The 23,935-nt window shown below is 73.0% G+C and carries 22 protein-coding genes; 9 read left to right on the top strand and 13 right to left on the bottom strand.

The genetic code is table 11. The features are described 5' to 3' along the window. Positions 1-123 precede the first annotated feature (123 nt). Both WME83_RS49480 and WME83_RS49475 read left to right on the top strand, forming a co-directional pair. Entirely contained in the window at positions 124-447 is a 324-nt protein-coding gene (locus WME83_RS49480; RefSeq protein ID WP_437316683.1) for a YtxH domain-containing protein, read from the top strand. A 191-nt stretch (positions 448-638) separates the two neighbouring features. Further along, positions 639-1,157, top strand: coding sequence for a hypothetical protein (locus WME83_RS49475; protein WP_437316682.1), 519 nt, complete (start codon positions 639-641; stop codon positions 1,155-1,157). A gap of 226 nt (positions 1,158-1,383) precedes the next feature. On the opposite strand, the gene WME83_RS49470 is transcribed toward WME83_RS49475, so the two are convergent. The 3 genes from WME83_RS49470 to WME83_RS49460 all read right to left on the bottom strand — a co-directional run bounded on the left by WME83_RS49470 (position 1,384) and on the right by WME83_RS49460 (position 4,689). Continuing rightward, on the bottom strand, positions 1,384-1,695 hold the full coding sequence (locus WME83_RS49470; RefSeq protein WP_437316681.1) for a hypothetical protein: 312 nt from the start codon (positions 1,693-1,695) through the stop codon (positions 1,384-1,386). Between the two features lie 499 nt (positions 1,696-2,194). Continuing rightward, positions 2,195-2,908, bottom strand: coding sequence for an HAD family hydrolase (locus WME83_RS49465; RefSeq protein WP_437316680.1), 714 nt, complete (start codon positions 2,906-2,908; stop codon positions 2,195-2,197). Positions 2,909-2,910: 2 nt separating this feature from the next. After that, positions 2,911-4,689 carry an AMP-dependent synthetase/ligase gene (locus WME83_RS49460; protein ID WP_437316679.1) on the bottom strand — a complete coding sequence of 593 codons (1,779 nt, stop codon included), beginning with the start codon at positions 4,687-4,689 and terminating at the stop codon, positions 2,911-2,913. Positions 4,690-5,055: 366 nt separating this feature from the next. Between WME83_RS49460 and WME83_RS49455 the strand changes: the two genes are divergently transcribed. Further along, positions 5,056-7,077, top strand: a complete 2,022-nt coding sequence (locus WME83_RS49455; protein ID WP_437316678.1) for a serine/threonine protein kinase — start codon at positions 5,056-5,058, stop codon at positions 7,075-7,077. A 21-nt stretch (positions 7,078-7,098) separates the two neighbouring features. On the opposite strand, the gene WME83_RS49450 is transcribed toward WME83_RS49455, so the two are convergent. The 4 genes from WME83_RS49450 to WME83_RS49435 all read right to left on the bottom strand — a co-directional run bounded on the left by WME83_RS49450 (position 7,099) and on the right by WME83_RS49435 (position 9,514). Further along, positions 7,099-7,794, bottom strand: coding sequence for a hypothetical protein (locus WME83_RS49450; RefSeq protein WP_437316677.1), 696 nt, complete (start codon positions 7,792-7,794; stop codon positions 7,099-7,101). Between the two features lie 127 nt (positions 7,795-7,921). Next, complete coding sequence (locus tag WME83_RS49445; RefSeq protein ID WP_437316676.1) at positions 7,922-8,296, bottom strand: YXWGXW repeat-containing protein; 375 nt, start codon at positions 8,294-8,296, stop codon at positions 7,922-7,924. After that, positions 8,278-9,243 (bottom strand): prepilin peptidase, encoded by a 966-nt coding sequence (locus WME83_RS49440; RefSeq protein WP_437316675.1) that lies wholly within the window; start codon positions 9,241-9,243, stop codon positions 8,278-8,280. The genes WME83_RS49445 and WME83_RS49440 overlap by 19 nt, the downstream gene beginning before the upstream one ends. Before the next feature lie 7 nt (positions 9,244-9,250). Continuing rightward, complete coding sequence (locus tag WME83_RS49435; RefSeq protein WP_237244789.1) at positions 9,251-9,514, bottom strand: hypothetical protein; 264 nt, start codon at positions 9,512-9,514, stop codon at positions 9,251-9,253. Between the two features lie 86 nt (positions 9,515-9,600). Between WME83_RS49435 and WME83_RS49430 the strand changes: the two genes are divergently transcribed. Continuing rightward, positions 9,601-10,896, top strand: coding sequence for a formylglycine-generating enzyme family protein (locus WME83_RS49430; protein WP_437316674.1), 1,296 nt, complete (start codon positions 9,601-9,603; stop codon positions 10,894-10,896). A 42-nt stretch (positions 10,897-10,938) separates the two neighbouring features. Here the strand turns inward: WME83_RS49430 and WME83_RS49425 are convergent, their stop codons facing one another. The 5 genes from WME83_RS49425 to WME83_RS49405 all read right to left on the bottom strand — a co-directional run bounded on the left by WME83_RS49425 (position 10,939) and on the right by WME83_RS49405 (position 16,070). Next, the gene (locus WME83_RS49425) at positions 10,939-11,388 is read right to left on the bottom strand and encodes a YbjN domain-containing protein (protein ID WP_437316673.1); all 450 of its coding nucleotides are present in this window, start codon (positions 11,386-11,388) and stop codon (positions 10,939-10,941) included. Between the two features lie 88 nt (positions 11,389-11,476). Further along, positions 11,477-12,670, bottom strand: coding sequence for a hypothetical protein (locus tag WME83_RS49420; protein WP_437316672.1), 1,194 nt, complete (start codon positions 12,668-12,670; stop codon positions 11,477-11,479). Continuing rightward, the gene (locus WME83_RS49415) at positions 12,667-13,680 is read right to left on the bottom strand and encodes an alpha/beta fold hydrolase (protein ID WP_437316671.1); all 1,014 of its coding nucleotides are present in this window, start codon (positions 13,678-13,680) and stop codon (positions 12,667-12,669) included. The genes WME83_RS49420 and WME83_RS49415 overlap by 4 nt, the downstream gene beginning before the upstream one ends. A gap of 42 nt (positions 13,681-13,722) precedes the next feature. Continuing rightward, the gene (locus WME83_RS49410; protein ID WP_012241296.1) at positions 13,723-13,953 is read right to left on the bottom strand and encodes a TIGR04563 family protein; all 231 of its coding nucleotides are present in this window, start codon (positions 13,951-13,953) and stop codon (positions 13,723-13,725) included. Between the two features lie 134 nt (positions 13,954-14,087). Further along, positions 14,088-16,070: an aconitase family protein gene (locus WME83_RS49405; protein ID WP_437316670.1), complete on the bottom strand. Its 1,983-nt coding sequence runs from the start codon at positions 16,068-16,070 to the stop codon at positions 14,088-14,090. A 245-nt stretch (positions 16,071-16,315) separates the two neighbouring features. Here WME83_RS49405 and WME83_RS49400 point away from each other — a divergent pair, with 245 nt between their 5' ends. The 4 genes from WME83_RS49400 to WME83_RS49385 all read left to right on the top strand — a co-directional run bounded on the left by WME83_RS49400 (position 16,316) and on the right by WME83_RS49385 (position 21,500). Then, a complete protein-coding gene (locus WME83_RS49400) occupies positions 16,316-17,665 on the top strand; it encodes a protoporphyrinogen/coproporphyrinogen oxidase (protein WP_437316669.1) in 1,350 nt (449 codons plus the stop codon). Continuing rightward, complete coding sequence (locus WME83_RS49395; protein WP_020741795.1) at positions 17,662-18,405, top strand: glycosyltransferase family 2 protein; 744 nt, start codon at positions 17,662-17,664, stop codon at positions 18,403-18,405. Before WME83_RS49400 ends, WME83_RS49395 begins: the two co-directional genes overlap by 4 nt. 84 nt (positions 18,406-18,489) lie before the next feature. Next, on the top strand, positions 18,490-20,274 hold the full coding sequence (locus WME83_RS49390; RefSeq protein WP_437316668.1) for a glycerol-3-phosphate dehydrogenase/oxidase: 1,785 nt from the start codon (positions 18,490-18,492) through the stop codon (positions 20,272-20,274). After that, positions 20,253-21,500 carry an FAD-binding protein gene (locus WME83_RS49385; protein WP_437316667.1) on the top strand — a complete coding sequence of 416 codons (1,248 nt, stop codon included), beginning with the start codon at positions 20,253-20,255 and terminating at the stop codon, positions 21,498-21,500. The genes WME83_RS49390 and WME83_RS49385 overlap by 22 nt, the downstream gene beginning before the upstream one ends. An 86-nt stretch (positions 21,501-21,586) precedes the next feature. Here the strand turns inward: WME83_RS49385 and WME83_RS49380 are convergent, their stop codons facing one another. Then, positions 21,587-22,915: a S41 family peptidase gene (locus WME83_RS49380; RefSeq protein ID WP_437316666.1), complete on the bottom strand. Its 1,329-nt coding sequence runs from the start codon at positions 22,913-22,915 to the stop codon at positions 21,587-21,589. Positions 22,916-23,283: 368 nt separating this feature from the next. On the opposite strand from WME83_RS49380, the gene WME83_RS49375 reads away from it, so the two are divergent. Then, on the top strand, positions 23,284-23,871 hold the full coding sequence (locus tag WME83_RS49375; protein ID WP_437316665.1) for an RNA polymerase sigma factor: 588 nt from the start codon (positions 23,284-23,286) through the stop codon (positions 23,869-23,871). Positions 23,872-23,935: the final 64 nt, after the last annotated feature.

Here is a 23,935-nt window from a genome sequence, read left to right as displayed (position 1 = left end):
AATACGCCCTTGGCATGCGCGCTGCCTCACGTCCCGCCGGTCACCGTTCCAACCAACGTGAATCCACGCTGAGGGATGCGCGATGCTCGCGCCCCGCACGCTGCGTGAACCGACGGAGCCACAATGAAGGCAACCGATCTCGTCAGTTACATGGCCGACATGTTCCCCTACAGGAGAAGGAGCTCACTCGACTGGATCGTCCCCGTCTCGGTCGGGCTCGGCCTCGGCGTCGCGGTGGGCGTCGGGGTCGGCGTCCTGGTCGCGCCGACGTCGGGCGACGAGGCGCGCCGCCGGCTGCGTGACAGCACCGGCCGGCTGCGCGAGCGCGCGGAGAAGGTCAAGGATCGCGCCCTGGGCGCCGCGCGGCGGGCCCAGGAAGAGATCCAGGAGAGCACCAGCGCGCCCACCGCGGAGCGCTCGTTCGTCAACGACCTCGGCGTCCGCTGAGCGAGCCCCCAGAGCAGGGCGCGAAGGCGCCGCACCGTCCCAGCGCGGCGCGGCGCCTTCCATCATTTCCCGAGCGCTTTCCGGCGGCCGAGCGACATCTGCGCAGCCGGAGCGGCACAAGCGATGCTTTTCCGAGAGCAGATGGATTGAGCGAGACACCTCGCGAAGCGCGTCACAGGGGTCCTCGTCGAATGATGTATTACCGGACGCTCACTGCATTCTTCCCAGGCCGCACGGAAGCCGCGGGCGCGCTTGGCCGCCTCCTCGCCCTGGGCGTCGCGGCCGAGGACATCAGCATGGTGCCCAAGCAGCACTCCCGTCTGGACGAGCTCGAGCTGACGATCCACAGCAAGGCGTCCGAAGGGGCCGCCTTGGGCGCTGTGATCGGAGGGCTCGTCGGGGGCGCGCTCGCCGCGATGACGGCCGGAGGCGCGCTGATCATCCCGAGGCTCGACGCGTTCCTGGCGGGGCCCATCGTCGCGTGCCTCGCTGGAGCGGGGGCCGCCGGCGCGGCCGGCACCCTGCTCGGCGCCGTGCTCGGCGCGCGCTTGCCCGAGTACGAGGCGCGCCGGCTCGACGAGGCCAGCGGCGCCGGCGGCGGCGCGGTGCTCTCGGTCCGATGTCTGCCCGACGTGTCCCGCACCGTCGAAGAGGTGCTGAGCGAGAGCGGCGGTCGGCGCATCCGCAAGACGTACAGCCGCCGGGCCTGAAGAGGGCTCGCCCGGCGCAGCGCGACGGTGCGAGGTGGGGCTGCGCGCTTCCCGGAGGGCAGCGCGCTTCGCGCACGGCGGGGCAGTGCTCAAAATTGAACAGGAAGGCGGGAAGGCGGGAAGAAAGATCAATGATCTTCCTGCCTTCCCGCCTTCATGCGAACTCTCTCCGGGCAAATTTGAGCACTACCGGCGGCGCCGGCAGCGCTCGCGCGGGTGCGGGGGATCAGGGCGACGAGCCGAGCTGGCCCTGGGACCGCGCCTGCTCGTCGAGGAAGGTACCGACCGCCTGGGCAAAGGTGCTCTTGACGTAGCTCCGGGTCGCGAGGGACCCGAGCTTGCTGAGCACGCGCGGCGTCAGGCCCCCGCCGAGCAGGAACCCGAGCCCAGCCGCCGCAGCGAGCGCGACGTGCGGGTTCTCTCGCGCGAACGCCGAGACCGCCCGCGTGACCTCGGTTGCATCGAGCCGGCCGAGCGCGTCGTCCGCCTTCTCCCGCGCGTCGCGCTCCTGTGTCGCCTCGACCTCGCCTTCTGTCATGGTGACCTCCTCAACCCAGCCGTGTAACGACCCGTCCGATCAGGTATCCCACCGCGGCCACCGCGCACAGCGTGGCCACGGGGCGCTCTTGCACGAGCGAGACAAGCCGCTCGTCCGCGCGGCGGATCTCGCTGAGGACGCGAGGCGCGACGGCGGGAACGTCCGCTTGCCGCACTCCGCTCCCGGGCTCTTGTTCGAAGCTTGCATCCTTGACGACCATCGTGAACCGGCCTCCAGCAATGCCCGAACCATCCGGAAGACGTGCATCGGGTGCACGATCCGGAGACCGCCGCGCCGGCGCGGGGCGGCAGGGCGAGCCGATCCAGGAGCGAAGCGCGCGCGACGCGCGCGGGGCGGCGGCGCCTCCCGGGACGTTCGTGCCCACCGAAAGGAGAGCGCCAGGGGAGCGCCGCCCGCGGTGGTCTCGCGCGCCACCGCCCTCCAGGTGACGGGCGCCGCGCGCGCGGCGCCCGCGCCGACCGCGACGGCGGCGGACCGCCTAGAACCGCACGCCGAACGCCCGCAGCGCGCGGCGCAGCGCGTCCGCGCCGTCGCACACGGCCACGCGATCGGCGTCGGGCCGCGCTGCGGCGCCCTGCGGATCGCCCTTGAACCAGACGGCCCGCATCCCTGCCGCGAGCGCGCCGTCGACATCGGCAGCGAGCGAATCGCCCACGTGCACCACCGCGGCGAGCGGCGCGCCGAGGCGCTCGGCCGTCCACGCGAAGATCTCCCTGCCCGGCTTCTCGAACCCGAGCCGCCCCGAATCCGCGATCGCCGCGAAGTGCGCAGACCAGCCGAGCTCTTCGACGAGCTCCGCGAGCCGGCCCTCCGAGTTCGACAGCACCGCGACCGGCACGCCGGCCCGCTTGAGATCGACCACGACGTCGATCATCCCGGCGATCGGCCGGCGCCAGAGGTTCTTCCGGGGCTGCTCCGTCCAGAGCCAGTCGACCGCCGCGTCGACCGCGCCGGCCGGAACGCCGCCCGCCTCGAGCAGGCGGCCCATCATGATCTTCCACGGGTGCCCGCCGAGCCCGCGCCGGATCGCGTCGTTGTAGACGCGCCACCCCTCGTCGACCCCGCCGTCCAGCTGCTCCCGCGACACGGCGATGCCCCGCTCGGCGAGGCGGGCGGAGAGCATCCCGGTGTCGAGCTCCACCAGGGTCTGGCCAAAATCGAAGGAGACGGCGGTCGCGGGCTCGTTGCGCATGATTACTCGGCGTACATCGCCTCGATCTCGCGCGCAAAGTTCTGGCTCACGCTGCGCCGCTTGATCTTCAACGTCGGCGTCAGCTCGCCGTCCTCGATGGTGAAGCCGCGCGGCAGGATCGAGAACTTCTTGATCGTCTCGACCTGCGCCAGCTCGCCGTTCACCTCGTCGACGGCCCGCTGCACGGCCTCCCGGAGCTCGGGCGACGCGGGGGAGAGGTCGCCGCTCAGCCCGCGCTCGGCCGCGAAGCGCTTCACGGCGTCGGGCGCCAGCACGAGCAGGGCGGTGAGGAACTTGCGCCCGTCGCCGACGACCACCGCCTCGGCGATGAGGTCGTGGCGCTTCAGCGCCTCCTCGATGTTCTTGGGGGAGACGTTCTTCCCGCCGGCCGTGATGAGGATCTCCTTCTTCCTCCCGGTGATGTGGAGGAACCCCTCCTCGTCGAACCGGCCGAGATCCCCCGTGTGGAGCCAGCCATCGACCAGGGCCTGCGCCGTCGCCTCCGGGTCCTTGTAGTAGCCGAGGAACACGGTCGGCCCCTTCACGAGGAGCTCGCCGTCGTCGGCGATCCGCACGTCCATGCCCGGCACCACCGGGCCGACCGAGCCGAGCTTCGTCCTGCCCGGCAGGTTGTAGGTCGTCGCGCCGGTCACCTCCGACTGGCCGTAGACCTCGGTGACCAGGATGTCGAGCGACGCGAAGAACTCGAGGAGCTCCTTCGCGATGGGGGCCGCGCCGGTGCTGCACACGTGCGCCCGGCCGAGCCCGATGGCCGCCTTCACCTTCGAGTAGACGAGCTTGTCGTAGAGGCGGTGCTGCAGCGCGAGCAGCGGCCCCGGCGGCTCGCCCCGGGCGCGGAGCTCGCTGTGCTGGAGACCGACGCGCCGCGCCTGCTGGAGCGTGAACTTCTGCAGGCCCTTCGCCCCGGAGAGCTTCGCGTCGATCCCGGCCCGCATCTTCTCCCAGACGCGCGGGACCCCGAAGAAGGCGGTCGGCCGCACCTCCCGGAGGTTGTCCGCGAGCGCCTCCAGCGACTCGGCGAAGTACACGGCCGCGCCGACCGAGGCCGGGAGGTGGATCGTGAACATCTGCTCGGCGATGTGCGACAGCGGCAGGTAAGACAGGCCGATGTCCCAGGGCGAGAACGGGACGATGCGCGCCGCCACGTCGGCCGAGGTCGTGAGGTTCTCGTGGCTCAGCATGACCCCCTTCGGCGGCCCCACCGTCCCGGAGGTGTAGAGCAGCGTCGCGAGCCCCCGCGGCTCGAGCGCGTCGAGCCGCTGCTCGAACAGCTCGTCCGGGACGCGGCTGCCCCTGGCGAGGAACTCGTCCCACGACAAGACCCGCGGATCGCCCGTCGGCACCGCGCCCCGCATCAGCACCACCCACGCGAGCTGCGGCAGCCGATCCCACTGGCGGACGATCTTCTCGAGCTGGGCCCTGTTCTCGACCAGCACCAGCTTCGAGGCCGAGTGGTGCACGACGTGGCGCACCTCCTCGGGCGAGCACGTCGTGTAGATGCCCGCGGGAGCGCCCCCGACGGCCATGCCGGCCACATGGAGCACCACCCACTCGGGCCGGTTGAAGCCGAGGAGGCTCAGCGCGTCGCCGGGCGCGACGCCGAGCGCGATGAGCGCCTTGCCGGCGCGCTGCACCTCGCTCGCGTACTCCCGGAAGCTGGTCATCCGCCAGAACCCCCCCTCCTTCACGTAGTGGGCTGGAGCCTCGGGCCGCACCTTCGCCTGACCCAGCAGGCGCCGCGGAATCGAGTCACAGGGCATGGGCTACCTCGTCACGAGACATTGTGCGCAAGTCGAGGCGAGCATCTCACACTCTCCTCCCAGGTACAGGAACTCGCAGAAGGTGACGCTTCTCACAATAGCAGGAGCCGCCTGGGGATGCCGAGGAGGAGACACCCCCGCTGCGCTCGTGCGTCCAGCGGCGACCGATGCCGGCCCCGGCGGTCCTCGAGGCTGGATGCGCGCTCCGGTGCGGGGGACCCCGGCGATGGTTATCGCTGCGGTTACGGGCTGGACGCCGGCGCGGCGTCGTGGGCGCGCTGCTCCGCGTCCGCCCGCCGCCGCGCGAGCGCTGGCGGGCGCCGCCGTCGGCTTGACTGGACGGCGTTGGATCAGGACCATTCTGCGGTGAGCGAGCACAAGGGGACGAACGACGAGGCTGACTGGGCGGTGGACTCCGCTCGCAGCAACGAGCTCGCCGCCTCGGGCCCGCCGGAGCATGTGCAGGCCGCGATCGACGGCCGGACCCTGCGCTCCCGGCAGCTCGCCCCTGTGGCCTCCGAGCCCCCGCCGACGATCCCCATGCGGCGCCCGGACCGCGACGCGGCGACCACCGTCGGCCGGGACGCGCCGCCGTCCCCTCCCGACCGGCACGCGCGCAGCCTCGGCAAGTACAGGTTCATCGCGACGCTCGGGCGCGGGGGCATGGCGGACGTGCACCTGGCGGTCGCGGTGGGGCCGGCAGGCTTCAGCAAGCTGCAGGTCATCAAGCGCCTCCGGCCCAACATCGCCGACGAGCCCGAGTTCCGGGACATGCTGCTCGACGAGGCCCGCCTCGCCGCCCGGCTGAACCACCGCAACGTGGTGCAGACCAACGAGGTCGGCATCGCGGACGGCGAGTACTTCATCGCCATGGAGTACCTCGACGGGCAGCCGCTCAGCCGGGTGATCTCCCGCGCGCGCGACCAGGGGCGCGCGATCCCGCTCACCGTGCGGCTGTGGATCCTCAGCGAGGTGCTGGCCGGCCTCCACTACGCCCACGAGCTCGTCGACTACGACGGCACGCCGCTCAACGTCGTGCATCGCGACGTGAGCCCCCACAACATCTTCATCACGTACGACGGCCAGGTGAAGATCGTCGACTTCGGGATCGCGCTCGCCGCGCACCGCGTGGTCGAGACGGAGGCCGGCACGCTGAAGGGCAAGGTCGCGTACATGGCGCCCGAGCAGGCGTTCTCGCACTCGTCCCAGATCGATCGGCGCGCCGACATCTTCTCGGCCGGCGTCATCCTCTGGGAGATGCTCGCCAACCGTCGCCTCTGGCGTGGGCTGACGGATCCGCAGATCATCTCGCGCCTGATGCGGGACATTCCGGACGTGCGATCCGCGCGCCCCGACGTGCCCCTCGATCTCGCGCGCATCTGCGCCCGAGCGCTCGCCCACGCGCGCGACCGGCGTTATCCGACGGCCGCCGACCTCCGCGCGGAGCTCGATCGCGGCGCGGAGCGCCTGGGAGAGCAGGTGACGGCCGAGCAGGTCGGCGCGCTCGTGAGCGAGCTGTTCGCGACCGAGCGCGCCGAGATCCGGGCGATCATCGATCGCCAGCTGAAGCAGCTGCAGGAGCACGGCCCCGACGCGGGGAGCGCGGAGCTCGGCGGCCACGCGTCGAGGCTGCCCTCGCTGCCGATGCGCGAGCCGCTCGACTCGACCCCTTCCGCCGAAGAGGGGGCGATCACGGCCTCCGAGCCGTCGGCGCCCGCGCGCCCTCTCCACCGCTCGAACCCTCCGCAGGCGACGCTCCACGCCGTCGTGCGGACCGAGCCGGCCCCGGCCGCGCGGCCCGAGCCGGCGCCGCGGCGCTCGCGGCTGCCGCTCGTCGCGGCGCTCGCGGTCGTCGCGCTGATCGGCGCCGCGACGCTGTACCTGAAGGTGCGCGATCCGGGTCCGCCGAGCGCCCGCGCGATCGCGCCGCCGGCCCAGAGCGCGCCGCCCGCGCCAGCGCCGCCGCAGAGCGCCGAGCCCTCCTCACCGGTCGCCGAGAGCAGCCCTCCGCGGCCCGGGACCGACGCCGCGCTCCTCCGGGCGTCGATCAAGGCGAGCCCGGCCAGCGCGAAGATCCTCGTCGACGGGGTGGAGCTCCCGTCGAACCCCTTCGACGGCAAGCTCCTCAAGGACGGCGCGGCGCACCGGATCGAGATCTCCGCCCCAGGCCACGTCGCGCAGCGACGGATGCTGGTGTTCGACAAGGACATCGCGCTCGAGGTGACGCTCCACCAGGCGCCGAAGGGACCCGCTCCCTCCCCGACGACCACGGCCGCAGCGATCGCCACAGCGACCAGCGCGGCCGCGACCTCCGCGACCTCTCAGCCGGTCGCGCCTCCCGCCGAGGCGGATCCGACCATCCCGCCGCCGAAGCCCGACCCGTACTGATTACCGATGCGGCGGGCGCGGTCAGAGATCGCGGTAGCCCGTGGGCGGATCCACGAGCTTTGCGGCCTTCGCCACCCCGCGGAACACGTAGTCCGAGTAGCTGTAGGGGCCGTCCGACCACACGAGAAAGTCGTCGTCGAGCACCCCGTTCGGCGCCCCCTCGCAGAGCTCCGGCGCAGCGAGGACGGGGCCTTCGTTGTAGATCGGCGCCGACGCGTTCACCTCCTCCTCGGCCTCCTCCATGGCGGCCAGCGCCCCGGCGTGCCGGTCCGCGTCGAGCTCGTCCACGGGGTACAGCTCCCAGTCGAGCAGCACGAGCTCCGGGTGCGGAGGATCGTCCGGGGCCGACGCGAACGGGGCGTGCGTGGCCTCGGGGAGGCCCGTCCGCGCGAGCGCCTCGAGCAGGCGATCCTGGTAGCGCAGCGCCGCCTCGTCGGGGGTCCAGAACGCCGTGAGCGCCGCGATCACCTCTTCGGTCTTCGCCTCGCGCCACAGCGATGGATCGCGCGAGCCGAGCTCGAGCCCACGCTCCTTCTTGAGGCGCGCCTCGAAGGCGGCGGCGTGCGGCGCGAACTCCGGCAGCTCGGCGAGGGCGTGATCGACGGACCAGTGGAGCCGGTGATCGACCTCGCGCACGTAGCGGTGCTTGCCGAGAGCACGGAGGAGGCGGGCGATTTCGTCGGGTGTGCGCGCTGCGAACGACCAGGCAAGCATCATGGGGCTGGGCTCATCGATCCGTGCAGGTGACGGCGCGCCGCGCTCGCTCGCCGGCGCCGTTCAGGTGAGCGCGGGCGTCGAGCAGCTCGGCACGGGGTGACTTTCCATCGCGTGGGCGCGGCGTCGATCACTTCTTGCCGGGCACGTGCCATACCCCGGCGAACCACACCAGGGATCCGTCGGCGCGGCGCACGGTGGCGGTGGGAGCGAAATACCCGCCCGGCGGGACGGCCTCCCATCGTCCCGGCTGCCACGCCCAGCGGCGGCTCCGCCACTGCCACTCGCCGTCGATCCAGACGAGGCCCGGCTTCTCGGGCGGCGAGATGATCTCGACCCGCGCCGGCGGCGGCGGGTAGGGCACCACCACGGCGGGCTCGCTCGGCAGGTGGGGGCCCGTCGGGGGCAGCGGGAGCGAGCTGCCGCAGCCCGCGAGGGCGAGGGGCAGCGCGAGGGAGAGCGCGAGCGCGCGGCGGAGCAGGGCCTTCATCCAGCGTCGATCCATGAGAAATACGCCTCGAGGATGTCGCGCCCGACCAGCAGGCACTCCAGCGTCGCGAGCGCGAGGAACGGGCCGAAGGCGATGCGGGCCTGGCCGAACCCCTCGCCGGGCTCCTCCGCGAGCGGATCCTGCGCGAGCTCCTTCTCGGCGGCGGCGCGCTCCTCGGGGGACATCGCCGCGAGCTCGGCGCGGATCTGCTCGCGCTCGAGGCGCACCGCCTCGGGCTCCTCGATGCTCCCGCGCAGGAGCAGCAGGGCGATCGCCACGATCGAGCCCTGGACGGCGCCTGCGCCGAGCACGAACAGCGCGCCCCCCCAGCCGAACCAGGCGCCCGCCAGCATGAGGAGCTTCGCGTCGCCGAGGCCCATGCCCACGCGGCCGCCGCGGAGCCGCGGGTAGATCACGACGAACGGGAGCCAGACGACGGCGAAGCCGACCGCGGCGCCGAGGAGCGCGTCGGTGAAGCCCATCGAGCGCAGCGACGCGGTGGCGACGCCGAGGACCGCGCCGCCGATCGTGATCCCGTCGGGGATGTACATGTGCTCGAGGTCGATGAACGTCGCGGCGACGAGCCCGAGCGCGAGCGCGAGATCGGCGGTGTACGTGGCGAGCGCGTGGAGGATCGGCGTCGACCACGGGAGCCGGAGGATGATGAGCTCGACGATGGCGAGCGACAGGACGCCGCCGACCGCCTCGACGAGGGGGTAGCGCGGCGACACGGGGGCGCCGCAGCAGCGGGCGCGGCCGCGCAGCAGGAGGTAGCTGAGGACGGGGATGTTGTCGTAGGCGCGGATCGGCGTGCCGCACGCGGGGCAGCACGAGCCGGGGCGGACGACGCTGAGCTCGCGCGGGACGCGGTGGATGACGACGTTGAGGAAGCTCCCCCAGAGGAGGCCGAAGCAGAGCGCGAAGGCGCGCAGGAACCACGGGGGGAAGTCGGCGAGCGTCACCTTCGGCTCATGTCCTCGGGCTCGAGGCGGCGAGCCGGAGCATCATCGTGAGCGCCTGCTCGAGCTCCGCGACCGTGGGCTGCACGGGGTTCTCGGAGAGCGCCGCCTTGAGATCGACGAGGCGCCCGCCGAGCTCCTGGTAGTGGCGGCGCACGCCCTCGGTCGGCGCCTCGGCGACCCAGCGCCTCACGATTTCGCGCAGCTCGTCGAGGTCGCTGCCGGCGAGGAGCTGCGCCATCTGCGAGGCCATCGGATCCGGTGCGTCGCTCACGCCCTGCCCCATCCCGGCCAGCATAGCGCGGGCACTTTGACGGGCGAGGGGTCCTGCGACATAAGGCGGAGCGCTTGCGAGGAAACGTGCCGACGAGGACGCCCGCCGCTGCCCTGATCCTGCTGGTCGCCGCCGGCGTCGCCGGAGGGTCGGGCTGCGACCGCGCGGAGCAGCAGCAGCAGCAGGCCGGGGAGAAGCGCGCGGACGGCGGCGCGCCGGCTGCGCCCGCGCCGTCCGGGAAGGTGCTCGAGGCGGCCGAGAACGAGTCGCCCGCCGCGAGCGCGAGGCCGCAGGCCGGCGCGGTGCCCGCGGGGCCCGCGCGCGTCGAGATCCCCGCCGGGAAGCTCGTCGCGGGCAGCACGCCCGGGGACAAGGGGCGCGATCCCGCGCTGGAGCCGGCGTTGCTCGACGTCGAGCTGGGCGGCTTCACCATCGATCGCTACCTGTACCCGAACGATCCGGCGCAGGCGCCGCTCACCGGCGTGACGCGGGCGCGCGCCTCGGAGCTCTGCCAGCAGGCCGGCGGCCGGCTGTGCACCGAGCTCGAGTGGGAGCGCGCGTGCAAGGGCCCTGAGGGGACGCCCTACGCGGGCGGCGCCGCGTGGGACCCGGCGTGCGCCAAGGCGCCGGCGTCGTGCGCGTCCGGGTTCGGCGTGCTCGGCATGGGGGCCGCGGTGCGCGAGTGGACCGCGAGCGACGTCGCGCCGATCGAGAACCTTCAGCCCAAGGCCGCCGCCGTGCGCGGGGCCACGGCGAGCGCGAGCGGCGTGGATCACCGGTGCGCGCGCCGCGCGGCGGTCGATCCGGGCGCGTCGGGCGACGACATCGGCTTCCGGTGCTGCCACGGCGCGCCGAACGCGGCGTCGATCCCGTCGCCGCAGTGGCAGCAGACGTACCGGCGCGCGGAGATCGGGCCGCAGCAGGTCGCGGAGCTGCTCGCGTCGGTGCCGCAGCTCCGTGATCTCGGCGGAGAGGTCAAGTTCTTCAAGGAGCCCGACGACGTGAACGTCGTGCTCAGCCGGGGCCGGACGCGGCTCTCGCCGAGCGGCACGCCGGCGATCCAGCCCGAGGCGAGCCCGCCTCCGAACACGACGCTCACCACCTCGCCGCTGCTCTGGAACCCCGTGCCGGGCGAGGAGGTGCTCGTGGTGACGGGGAAGTCCGACGAGGACTCGTTCATCGTCGCGTTCTTGAAGCTCCCCGGAGATCGGTACCGGATCGCGTCGTCGCTGCTGCTGAAGGGCGAGCCGGGGCCGATCGCGCTCGGCTTCAACGGTTACGTGCGACGGCGGCTCACGTGGGCGACCTGCTGGGATTGCCGCGGTGAATCCGGAAACGTCACCTACCGGGACGACAACCGCGTGGTGATCACGCAGAGGTGATCGCGCCGGGCGCTGGCAGGGCGCCGGCCCCGCCCCGGCCGCTCAGGTGTCGGTGCCGAGCAGCGCGTGCCGGTACGCGGTGGCGTACTCGATGATGCGCTCGACCGCGTCGACGAACTCGGAGCGGTCGAGCGACTCGGTGGGCAGCTCGGCGCACAGCAGGATCTCGTTGCGATCGCCGAGGGCGAACTTGGCGGTGCGCATGTCGCGGTTGGCCTCGAGCAGGTGACGGAGCAGGCCGAGCATCTGGCCGGTGTCCTCGGCCAGGGGGGTCAGCCTCGCCCCGGCCTCGTCGCGGCCCTGCATGTCGATGGAGTCGAGCACGCCGAACATCGAGAGCACGACCCAGTTCTCGGTGCACTGGACGAAGAACGGCGGGAGCTCGACGATCCCTTCCTCGCGCGGGCGGATGCGCAGGGTCGACGGCTTCGTCAGCTCGGCGCTGTAGCCGATGTCCTCCGTCCAGCGCTGCAGGGTCGCGACGTCGATCACGGTTCACCGTGATCGCCCCGCTGCCGCCGGAGATCAAGATGCGCGCGCGGCGAGGCGCTCGCGCTCGCTCCCGACAGGGGGATCCGCGCTAGAGGCTGAGGACGGCGTCCTCTCCCCTGTCGGCGATCTTCGCCTCGATCAGGCTGAGCAGCGCCTGCCGCCGCTCCTCGAGCTCGACGAGGGCGCGCGGCGGCACCAGCTCGTCCTCGATCCCGCCGGGGCGCAGCGCCGCGGCGGCCTGCTCGGGGCCGAAGCGCGCGAGCGCGTCGCGGAGCGCCCGCGGGAACCGCGCCGCTTCCACCAGGCGATCGAGCTGCCGATCCAGCTCGTGCGCCTTCACGTGCAGCGGGAACGCGCTGGCGTTGGCCTCGAGGCTGAGGGCCCCCGCGCTCACGTCGATGACGATCTCCTTCCGGAGCCCGTTGCCGGCCAGGTAGTCGAGCGCGAGCACCTCCAGGTAATCGCGGAGGATCGAGGCGCGCTCGCCGCGCGCCGGCGAGCGCGAGCGCGCCCAGCGCGCCCACACGTCGAGCTCGGGCGCGTCATCGAAGCGGACCGACCGCCGGCGGGACGACACCCAGCGCGGGCCGGGCGGACCGGGAGCGGGCGCGAGGACCAGCGCGTCGACGGTCCCGTCGTTCATGACCGCGAAGCGGCGCAGCAGCTTGCGCCCGTTCGGCTCGCGCCCGATGAGCGCCGCGAGCTCGCCGATGCCGATCCGGCGCGCCGTCGCGGCGGGCACGACGTGCGCGCCGAGCGCCCTCGCCAGCCGGTAGAACGCGACCGGACGCCGGAACGCGAGCGGGGCCTTCTTCTGCGCCGGCGCGAGCTTCACCTTCACCTCGCGGGGGGCCGCTCCTTCGACGCCCGCGCCAAAGGCCAGGATCGCCTCGAACCGACCGTCGGTCGGTTTGCCCGTGAGCCGGAGCGCGCGCAGCGGCGAGCGCCGGAGCGCGCGCGCGACCTGCGCGTCCCCCGCCGCGCGCGCGGCTTGCGTGTCCCCCGCCGCGCGCGCGACCTGCGCGTCCCCCGCGGCTCCAGCGCGCGGCGCCGGGGACGCGGGCGGCTCGCCCGATGACCGCGCCGGGATCCCGCCGGGCGCAAGCGCGATCTCGCGCTCCGCCAGCGCCGCGATCGCGCCGGTGGACCCGCCGCTCTGCTCGGACGACGGCCGCGCGCACGAGGCCGCGATCAGCGCCGCCGCGACGACCAGGCGCCGCGCCGCGCCGCCGCGCCGTCGCAGCCGCCCGCGCGCTGGTCCGTCTGGCGCGCGGCGGCTCATTCGTCGTTCGACAGCCCGCGCGGATCCCCCGGCGAGGGCCCGCCCTCGGCCGGAGGCTGCGACGATTCATCGCTGGCCGAAGGTCTCCCGACCGGGGCTCCACCGAGGACGCGCTCGAGCAGGAACTGCTCCACGCGCTCGATGACCATCTTCTTGCGCTCCAGCGGGACGACGTGCGTGCCGCCGCTCACCATCATCAGCTCGCCCCGCGGCAGCGCCGCCGCCATCTCCTCGGCGAGGCGCGGCGGGGTGAACGTGTCGCGGTCGCCGGCGATCACGAGCGCGGGCAGCTCGATCTGCGGCAGCAGATCGAGCGTCGAGTGCTCGCCGGCGCTGCGCAGCATGTGGAGGAACATCGAGAAATCGATGTCGACCATGTGCCGCATGTACGGCAGCAGATCCGCCGGGGTGACCGCGCTCGCGTCGACCTCGCGGGCGAGCAGCGCGATCCGCAGCGCCATCGGCGCGGGCACGCGGCTCCAGATCGCCCGCGCGATGTGCGGGTACGCGTCGACCTGCTCGATCAGCCGCGGCAGCAGCTGCGCGAGCACGTCCGTGCCCTTGAAGTGGTGCGTGATCCTGCCGGACGAGCCGCAGATCAGCACGAGCCCGCGCACCCCCTCGCGGTGGGTCCGCAAGTGCTCCAGGATGACCTGGCAGCCCATCGAGTGCCCGAAGAGCACCACGGGGCCGTCGCCGATCGCCGCGCGCACCGCAGCAAGATCGCTCGCGTGGTCGCGGAGCTCGACCGCCTTCGGATCGACCGGCAGGCTGCTCCGCCCGTGGCCGCGATAGTTCCAGTGGGCGACGTTGACCGTACGGGCCAGGTCGTCCCACAGGTACTTCCAGATGAAGCCGTCGCACGCGATGCCATCGCAGAGCACCGCGGTGAGGCGTTCCGAGCCCGCCCCGACCCCGCTGGCCAAGCTTCCGATGCCGCCGGGACCTTCCCGGTAGCGGACATAGATCCGCGTACCGTCCTTCCCGGCGGCGAAGAGCTCTCGACCCATCGATCCCCGAGCGACGCGGCTTACGCGAGGCTCGCGGCGATGTTAGTCGCCGCTGTCCTCGTCGTCAGCCACGTCGTTGACACTCGGAAGCTTTTTGATGTCTATCCGCGCCAGCTTCCACGCGCGCTGCACGACCCAAGAAAGCGAGCGATCGAGCCGCGCCGCTTCCTCCTTGATTTCCTGCAGCATCGACTCCGGAAAGTAGAGGCTTTGCTTCCGCTTGTCCGTCTTCGAGGCTTCGTTGTTCTTCGCCAGCGTGTCCTTGTCGGTCATACGCTCTTGGGGCTCCTCCCGATCCGCCACAGAAGAGCACCTTAGCGTACGGCGCACTTCCGTGGAAAGCATTCGTTTTTCCATGATGCCGATTGCGGCCACTATGTGTGTAACTCCGCGATAGGCGCTCTGCGTCATGACTCCGGGAAAGCGATTTTTCCCGCGATCGCGCTGGCCGCGACGATCAGGGGACTGGCCAGGTAGACACGGCCGGGTCCGCTTCGGCCCGGGAAGTTCCGGTTGATGGCCGAGACCGTGACCTGATCCTTGCGGTCGGATACACCGGGTCCGGCCTTGATGCACGCGCCGCAGGAGGGGTCGACGAGCTCAGCGCCCGCCTTCTCGAAGATCTCGAGGTAGCCCTTCGCCTCGGCGTAGCGGCGGATGTCCTGGGAGCCGAACTGGATGTAGAGGTGCACGCCGTCGGCGACGCGCTTGCCCTGCTCCACCGCGCGGCGCAGCACCGACGCGTACATGTCCATGTCGGCCTTCTTGCCGCCCGTGCACGAGCCGCCGTACGCGATGTCGATCTTCACCTCGCCGCCCGCGACCTCCCGGAGCGACCGCAGCGGCACGCCGTTGCGCGGATCGCCGGGCGTCGCGACCATCGGCTCGATCGCCGCGAGATCGACGTCGAACGTCGCCATGTACTCCGCGCCGGCGTCCGCGCGCACGACGCGCGCGCGCACGTCCTCCGCGGCGAGCCCGCGCTGCTCGACGAGGTAGCGCACGATCTCCTCGTCGGCCTCGATGATGCCGGTGAAGCCGCCCGCCTCGACCGCCATGTTCGTGAGCGTCGCGCGCTCGTCGAGGCCCATCGCGCGGACGCCGTCGCCCGCGAACTCGAGCACCTTGCCGATGCCCTGGCCGGTCTTCCAGAACGGCTGCGAGAGCAGGAACAGCATCACGTCCTTGGCGGTGACCCCCGGCCCGAGCCGCCCGGTCAGGTTGAAGCGCACCGACTGCGGCACCGCGACGCGGACGTCGCGCGTCAGCCACGCGTTCGCCATGTCGGTCGAGCCGACGCCGAACGCGAAGCACCCGAGCGCCCCCGCCATGCACGTGTGCGAGTCGGTCCCGGCCACGATCTGCCCCGGCAGCGCGAGCTCCTCGATCACCTTGTTGTGACAGATGGCCTCGGAGCCCACGGTCCTGCCGTCGCGCTCGACCTCGCCGTACAGCTTGATCCCGTGCCGCTCGGTGAAGGCCTGCTGCACCGTCGCGAGCGAGGCCGCCTGCTCCCGCAGGCCGAGCTTGAGGTGCGCCTCCGGCATCACGCGATCGAGGAACGTGAGGTGATCGCGGAAGGCGAAGACGCTCTCCGGCTCGGTCACGACCGCGTCCGGACCGAAGCCCGCCCGGAAGAGCGACTCGGCCATCGGCGTGACGTACTCGTGCGAGAAGCGCACGTCGATGCGGACGAAGAGCGCGTCGCCCGGCTTCACCGCCGGGACCCCGATCTTGCCCGCCCTCGCGTCCACGATCGCGTGCGCCGCGATGATCTTCTCGCACAGGGTCATGGGCCGCGGCGGCGTGTCGAGCGTGGGCGGCGAGACCTCGCCGGCCATCCGCGCCTTGTTGTAGGCGAAGAGGCCGCCGTACTCGACGACGTCGGCGCTGATCGGGTCGAGCCCGCGGGTGAACTCGCCGATCGGGATCTCCTCGCCGCGCGCGAGCCGATCGAGGAGCGAGAAGTCGGTCGTCGTGAGCAGCCCGATGTTCTGGCAGTTCTGGCCGTAGATCTTCTCGATGCTGCGCGCGACGACGATCTGGATCCCGGCCTCGCGCTCCGAGTACGGCGCCGTCTCGCGCGAGCTGCCGCACCCCTTCGAGCGCCCGCTGACGATGACGCCGAAGCCGCCGTTCTTGATGGCGTCGCGCTCGATGAGCCCACCGCGCAGCCCGACCAGGCAGTACCGGGCGAGCGTCTCGTCGTAGTAGTAACAGACCCAGCCCGGCGTGAGCTCGTCGGTCGAGATGTTGTCGATCAGCGTGTGCTGCTCGGGATCGAAGCGCAGCTCGCCGCCCGCCAGCTGCTGCTTCAGCAGCTCCGGGTCCTCGGTCAGGTAGAGGGTCCTCCCGGTGACTTGGACCGACTTCCGGCGGGGGATGGGCATCTTCGACCTCGGATACCTCGGACGCCCCGGACCGCGGGGCGCGCGCGACGGGACCTAGACACACCTAGTCGCTCTGGGCGGAGGCGCCAACGGCGGTCTTCGCCGGCGCGCGCGGAGCTCGGGCCGCCTCACGCCGAGGGCAGGAAATCCAGCATGGGCGAGCGTCCACGGCCGGGCACCGCGCCTTGACCGCGCACCGGGGAGGTGGTGTCTTCGCGGCCGCGGCCGCGGCCGGGCCGCGAGCGATGACCCGACCCACGATTTCCAGCGTTCCCGTCGCGATCCTCGGCGCCGGCCTGACGGGCATGGCGGCCGCGTACCACCTCGGGCGAGCGGGCGTGCCGCACCGGCTGTTCGAGCGCCTGCCGCGCCCGGGCGGCCACGCGATCACGCTCGAGGACGACGGCTTCCGCTTCGATCGGACAGGGCATCTCCTCCACCTGCGCGACCCGGCGACCCGCGAGCTCGCGCTCGGCTGGCTGGGCCCCGATCCCCTCGAGATCGAGCGGCGCTCGATGATCTGGTCGAACGGCACGTACACCCGCTATCCGTTCCAGGCGAACACCTTCGGCCTGCCGCCCGCCGTCGCCTACGAGTGCCTCCGCGGCTTCATCGACGCGCACTTCGCCGCGGACCGGCCCGAGCCCAGGAATTTCGAGGAGTTCTGCCTGGCGCATTTCGGCGAGGGGATCAGCCGCCACTTCATGATCCCCTACAACAGCCGCCTCTGGGGGGTGCACCCGAGCGAGATCACCGCCGACTGGTGCTCCCGCTTCGTCCCGCTGCCGAAGCTCGAGGACGTGCTCGCCGGAGCGGTCGGCCTGAACGACCGCGAGCTCGGCTACAACGCGAAGTTCCTCTACCCGCGGCTCGGCATCGGCCAGCTGACGCACGGGCTCGCGCGGGCGCTCGCCGAGCAGCGGCCGCGGGACGCGCGCACCCCGGCGATCGAGCTCGGTCGCGCGCCCGCGTCGATCGACTGGCGCGCGCGCGAGCTCGTGTTCGACGACGAGATCGTCCGGTACGACGTGCTGATCTCGTCCGCGCCGCTGCCCGCCCTCCTGAGGCGCCTCGCGGACGCGCCTCGCTCCGTCGCCGAGGCGGCCTCCCGGCTGCGCTGCACGCACCTCCACTACCTCGACGTGGCGCTCGACACCCCGTGCGGGAAGCCGCTGCACTGGGTCTACGTCCCGGAGGCGAAGTACCCGTTCTACCGCGTGGGCTGCTACTCGAACTTCTCCCCCGCCATGGCCCCGCCGGGCAAGGCGGGCCTCTACGTCGAGCTCGCCGATCGCGCCGAGCCGGATCTCGCGGCGCTGCTCCCGCGCGTCGCGGAGGGCCTCGTCGAGATGGGCCTCATCCCCGCGCCGAGCGCCGTCCGGTTCGCCCGGCTGCGCCGCATCGACTACGCGTACGTCGTGTTCGATCACAGCTACTTCGGGTCGCTGGAGGCCGTGCGGCCGTTCCTCGAGGGCCAGCGCATCCTCTCGTGCGGGCGGTACGGCGGCTGGAACTACTCCTCGATGGAGGACGCGCTCCACTTCGGGCGCGACGCGGCGCTCCGCGCGCAGGCCCTGCTCGGAGGTGCGCCGTGAGCGCCGCCGAGCCTGGCCGCGGGGACGCGGGCGAAGCGCCGGAGATCTCCATCGTCATCCCCGTTTACAACGAGGAGGCGATCCTCCACGCGGCCGTCGTGGACCTGCGCGAGCGGCTGCTGCCGCTCGGGTGGCGCTGGGAGCTCGTGCTCGCCGAGAACGGCTCGCGCGACGGGACGCTCGCCATCGCCGGCGAGCTCGAGCGCAAGTACGCGGAAGTGCGGCACTTCTCGATCGGCGAGCCGAACTACGGCGCCGCGCTCCGCGCGGGCATCGAGCGGGCGCGCGGGCGCTTCGTCCTCTGCGACGAGATCGACCTGTGCGACGTGGATTTCCAGCGCCGCGCGATCGCGATGCTGCGGGCGGGCGGCGTCGACATGGTGATCGGCTCGAAGCTCATCCAGGGGGCGCGCGACGACCGCCCGTGGGCGCGGCACGCGGCGAGCCAGATGTACAACGGGCTCCTCCGCGCCACGCTCGGCTTCCGCGGGACGGACACGCACGGGCTCAAGGCGTTCCTGCGCGAGCCGCTCCTCGGGATCGTGCGCGAGTGCGTCGTGGACAAGGACGTCTTCGCCAGCGAGCTCGTCATCCGCGCCTACCGGGCGGGCCTGCGGATCGAGGAGATCCCCGTCCGCGTGCTGGAGAAGCGGCGCCCCTCGATCAACCTCACGCGCCGCGTCCCGAACGTGCTCCGCAACCTCGCGAAGCTGACCTGGGCGATCCGGGTCCGCGGCTGACGGCCGGCCTCGGCCAGCATCTGCAGCGCCGCGCGCGAGGCTGGGCCCGCTCGTGGAAAAGTTCTGGCATGCTATACGCCGCAGGTGACGATCCTCCCCTCGAGCGCCGCAAGGCCGGCCCGCCGCGCCGACACCGACGTGGACGTCGTGGTCATCGGCGGCGGTGTGAACGGCGTGGGGGTCGCGCGTGACGCATCGCAGCGGGGCCTGAAGGTCGCCCTCTTCGAGCGCAACGATCTCGCGTTCGGCGCGAGCGGGAACTCGAGCGGCATGATCCACGGCGGGCTCAGGTACCTGACCAGCGATCCGCACGTGACCGAGAACTCGTGCCGCGACTCGGGGCACATCCAGGCGATCGCGCCGCACCTCTTGTTCCGGATCCCGTTCCTCGTCCCGTTCGAGGACGCGAGGCACGGGCGCATCCTCTACACGCTCGCGGACGGCTTCTTCGAGGCGTACGACAAGTACCAGCCGCTCAAGCGCGGCAAGCCGCACGCGCGCCTCTCGCCCGACGAGCTCCGGCGGCTCGAGCCGGGGCTGCACGGCGATCTCGTGGGCGGCTTCAGCTTCGACGAGTGGGGGATCGACGGCGCGCGGCTCTGCATCGCCAACGCCGTCGACGCCATCGAGCGAGGGGCCAAGGTGTACGTCGGGCACACGGTCGAGCGGATCGAGCGCCGCGAGGACACCGGCGAGGTCGTGGCCGTGCGCTACCGGGACCGCGTGACCGGGGAGGGCGGGCGGCTCCGCACGAGCACGGTGGTGAACGCGACCGGCGCGTGGTCGCCGATCACCGCGTCGCTCGCGGGCCTCCCCGCCGCGAGCTCGCGGGTGCGGCCCGGCAAGGGCGTGCACGTCGTGTTCGACCGTCGCCTCACCAACTACGCGATCATGGCGAGGACGATCGACGGCCGTCAGATCTTCCTCGAGCCCTGGCAGAACATGAGCGTCATCGGCACGACCGACGACGACTTCTACGGCGATCTCGATCAGGTCCGCGCGACGAGCGAGGAGGTGAGGTACCTGGTCCAGGGCATCGCCCGCGTGTTCCCGCAGATCCACGAGGCGCGCGCGATCGGCACGTACGCGGGCGTGCGGCCCACGCTCTACGCGTACGGGCCGACCGAGGACGCGCTCTCGCGCGAGCACCAGGTCATCGACCACGCGGCGCACGGCGCGCCGGGCCTCTACTCGATGATCGGGGGGAAGCTGGCCAGCTTCCGGCTCTTCGCCCAGGAGATGACCGACGTCCTCGCGCGGCGCTTCGATCTCGGCGCCCGCTGCGTGACGCACACGACCGCGCTGCCCGGCGGCGACCGCCCCGTGGACGCGCTCGCGCTCTCGCGGAGGATGGAGATCGACGCGGTGGCCGCCCGGCGGCTCGTCTACCGCCACGGCTCGCGCGCGCTCCGCATCGAGGAGCGCGTGCGCGAGCGGCCGCGCGAGGCGGCGACGGTGTGCCCGTGCGAGCCCGTCATCGAGGCCGAGGTGCGCTACGTCCTCCGGCACGAGCTCGCGCGGAGCGTGGCCGACGTCGCGCGCCGCACGCGCCTCGGCCTCGGCGCGTGCGGGGGCATGCGCTGCGCGGCGCGGTGCGGGCAGATCGTGGCGCAGGAGCTCTCGCTCCCGCCGCGCGACGGGATGCGGCAGGCCGTGGAGTTCCTCTCGCGGCAGGCGATGACGCGCGCGGTCGCGCTCGGCCCGGAGCAGGCGCGGCAGGAGGCGCTCGCGATCGCCAGCGTGCGGTCGGAGCTCGGCGCGCCCGCGGGCGACGAGGCGACCGCGGCGGCGTGCGAGGACAGCGATCGCCGGTCGCCGCGCCCCGCGCGGGAGCCGGAGGAGAGGGCGTGGCGCGATCGATCCTCGTGATCGGCGCCGGCGTCGCCGGGCTCGCCGCCGCGTGGAGCGCGAGGCGGCGCGGGGCGCAGGTCACCGTGATCTCCGCGGGCGTCGGGGAGACGGCGCTCGCGGGCGGCGCGGTCGACGACGTCCCGTGGGAGCAGGTCGAGCGGGCCGCGCGGCTGCTCGGCAGCGATCTGCCCGCGGGCGATCTCGCGCCGGCGGCGAGGCAGCTCGCGGCGGAGCTCGGCCTGTGGGACGTGCCGCAGGCGTCCGGCGTGCGCCTCGCCACCGTCGCCGGCCGGATCCGCCCGGCCCGCGGCAGGGATCGCGCGCTGCTCGACCTCGGCTCGCTCCGCCGCACGCGCGTCCTCATCCCGCGCGCCGCGCGCGCCGCCTGGGACGCCGACGCGCTCGCGGAGGCGCTCACGGACGAGCCGTTCGCCCGGGCGCGGGGGCTCCGCTTCCTGCCAGTCGACGCGCCGGTGCTGCGCTTCGACGACGAGCGGCAGATCGCCGACGGCGACCTCGCGGCCCGGCACGACGATCCGGCGCGGCTCTCCTGGCTGCTCGATCGGCTCCGGCAGGCGCTCGAGGCGGCGGGCGGCGCGGGGGCGATCCTGCTCGGCCCCTGGCTCGGCGCGCGCGCGCCGCGGGCCGAGGCGCTCGCGGCGCGCCTCGGCGTCCCCGTGGGCGAGGCGCTGATCGGCGCCGGCTCGCCGGCCGGGCTCCGCTTCGAGGCGGCGCGCGACGCGCTGCTCGCCGCCATCGGGGCGGCGCGGCGCCACGGCCGCGTGCGCGCGGTGGGCGGCGACCCCGGGGGGCCGGGCGGACCGCGCGAGGGCGTCTCGGTCCACGTGGAGGACGAGGACGTGCCGCTCGCCGCGGACGCGGTGATCCTGGCGATCGGCGGCCTCGCCGGCGGGGGCATCGTGTATGCCCCGCCCGAGCGCGGCGCCGGTCCCGACCTCCCGGCGCGCGGCGGCGCGCCGTTCGCGCTCTCGATCGAGGCGCCCGTCACGCTCGGCGACGCGCGCGGCGCGTTCGGCGTGGTGAGCTCGATGCAGGGCCCGGAGCTCGATGTCGTCGCCTGGCCGCGCGGCGAGCGGCCGGGCGCGCTGGAGTCGGTGGGCGTGCGGTGCGAGGGCGTCCGCGCCGCCCCCGGGATCCTGGCGGCGGGGGCGACCATCGCCGGGAGAGCGCGCACCGTGCTCGACGCGGTGACGACCGGGCTCCGCGCCGGCGCCGAGGCCTGACGCCGGCCGAGGATCGATGCCGGCGCCGAGGGCCGACGCGGACGCGAGGGGCCGTCGGCGCCGGTCGCTCCGCGCGTTTCCTCGCGCTAGCGCCTCGCCGGGATCGCGCGAAGCAGCTGCTGGTAGCCCACCGCGAGGGTGAAGTCGCTCCCGCGGGTGGGATCGGCGGGCACGTCGCCCTCGGGGCCGCGCGCGGCGGCCGCCGCGCGCTTCTCCACGAGCACGGCCCTCGGCGAGCCGTCGCCGATCGATCCCTCGGCGGGGAGGTGCCCCTCGAGGTCCTGCTCGCGGAGGATGGCGGCCGGCAGCGGCTGCTGCGCGCTCTCGATGACGATGTCCGGCCGGATGCCCTGGGCCTGGATCGAGCGCCCCTTCGGCGTGTAGTAGCGCATCGTCGTGAGCCTCACCCCGGCGCCGCCGGGGAGCTCGTAGATGGTCTGCACCGACCCCTTGCCGAAGGTCGTCGCGCCGACGACCGTGGCGCGACCGCTGTCCTGCAGGGCGCCCGCGACGAGCTCGGCGGCGCTGGCGGAGTACTCGTTCACGAGCGCGACCACGGGCAGCGAGGCGAACGCGCCGCCGTCGTGCGCCTTCGCCTCGTCGACGACCTGGTTGCGCTGGCGCGTCGAGTAGATCGTCCCCGACGAGAGGAACTCGTCGGCGAGGGCCTCCGCCTCGTGCACGAGGCCGCCGGGGTTGTTGCGCAGGTCGAGGATCACCCCGGCCAGCGGCGCCTTCGATGCGGCGCGCAGCCTCGCCGCGGCGCGGAGCATCTCCTCGTGGGTGCCGTCCTGGAACTGCTTCACGCGGACGTACGCGACGTCGCGATCGAGGCGCCTCGCGGCGATGCTCGTGACGTGGATCTGCTCCCGCGCGAGGTCGAACGTGAGCGGCTCGGCCGCGCCTTGCCGGCGGATCGTGAGCTTCACCCGCGAGCCGGGGGGCCCGCGCATGATCTTCACCAGCTTGTCGAGGCGCTCGCCGCGCACGGGGCGGCCGTCGATCGCGATGATCTGGTCGCCGGAGCGGATGCCCGCCCGCGCCGCCGGCGAGCCCTCGATCGGCGCGATCACGGTGATCTGGTCGTCCTTCGTGTCGACCTCGATGCCGACGCCGCCGAACGTCCCCCCGGTCTCTTCCTGGAACTGGGCGAACTCGGAGGCGTTCATGTACGCGGAGTGCGGGTCGAGCTCCGCGACCATCCCCTTGATGGCGCCGTCGATGATCTTGTTGCGCTGCGCCGGCTCGACGTAGTTGTTCTCGACGAGCACGAGCACGCGCGCGAGCTGCTCGAGCGGCGCGTAGGGGCTCTGCGCCTGTGTGCTCGCGCCCGCGAGGTGCGAAGTCGCCGCCCCCCCTGCGAAGGCCGCGGCGATGAGCCCCAGGGTGCGCATCCAGCTCGAGAAGCGTCGCATCCGCCGACCATAGCAGCGGCGCGGGCGAGCGCGGCCGGCGCCCGCCCGGCGCCGCGCCGGCCAGGGCGCCGCCGCCGGGCGAGCGCCGGCCGGAGCGCGCTAGCGCGGGCATACCGCCCGGCCGGTCGAAGTCGCGCCGCGGCGCCCAAGGTCCAGGGCGCATGGTTTGTCCTAGGAGGAGTGTTCGGCTATCTTCGCGCGCCTGAACGTGGAACTTGCCTCCTCATCGCCCTGCTCCGCCTCCGCGAAGCAGGGCTCGCCGCGAGGGGCTTCTCTCGCCGAGACGGCCAGCGGCCGTCGCGAAGAGCTGTCCGCGGCTGCGCTGTCGTCCGTGCGCGGGAGACAATTCGCACCGCGAGGCGGCTAGGATGGCCAAGACCACCGATCGTGAGCTCGTCGATCAAGCCCGGGGCGGAGATGCCCAGGCGTTCGGGGTGCTGGTCCGTCGATATCAGAAGCGCATCTTCCGGCTGGCGTTCCACCTCGTCCGCTCGGGCGCGGAGGCCGAGGACGTGACCCAGGAGACCTTCGTCCGGGCTTATCAGGCGCTCGATCGGTTCGACGGGCGGAGCGAGCCCTTCACCTGGCTCTACCGGATCGCCGTGAACCTCTCGCTCAACATGATCCGGGCGCGCAAGCCGACCCGGAACTCGACCCCCACGGACGATCCGCGGATCGAGGCGCTGCTGCTCGAGACGCGCCCGAGCCACGGCGTCGATCCGGCCGCGACGACCCAGCGGCGCGAGCTCGCGGCCGCGCTCTGCGACGGCATCGATACGCTCTCCGACACGCTGCGGACGACGCTCATCCTCGTGTGCATCGACGGCGTGCCCCACGAGGACGCATCCAAGATCCTGGGGTGTCCGGAAGGAACAGTCGCCTGGCGCGTCCACGAGGCGCGCCGCAAGCTCCGCGCATACCTCGCGGAGCGTGGTTTCGGAGGGGACGCCGAATGAACGTCACCAGCAAGCTCGACCTCGACCAGATGCTCAACGATTGGCCTGCCCCCACCGCCGACGA

The organism is Sorangium sp. So ce385, assembly GCF_051474135.1.
Classification (GTDB): domain Bacteria; phylum Myxococcota_A; class Polyangia; order Polyangiales; family Polyangiaceae; genus Sorangium; species Sorangium cellulosum_D.
This window is presented reverse-complemented; position numbering and strand designations above follow the sequence as displayed.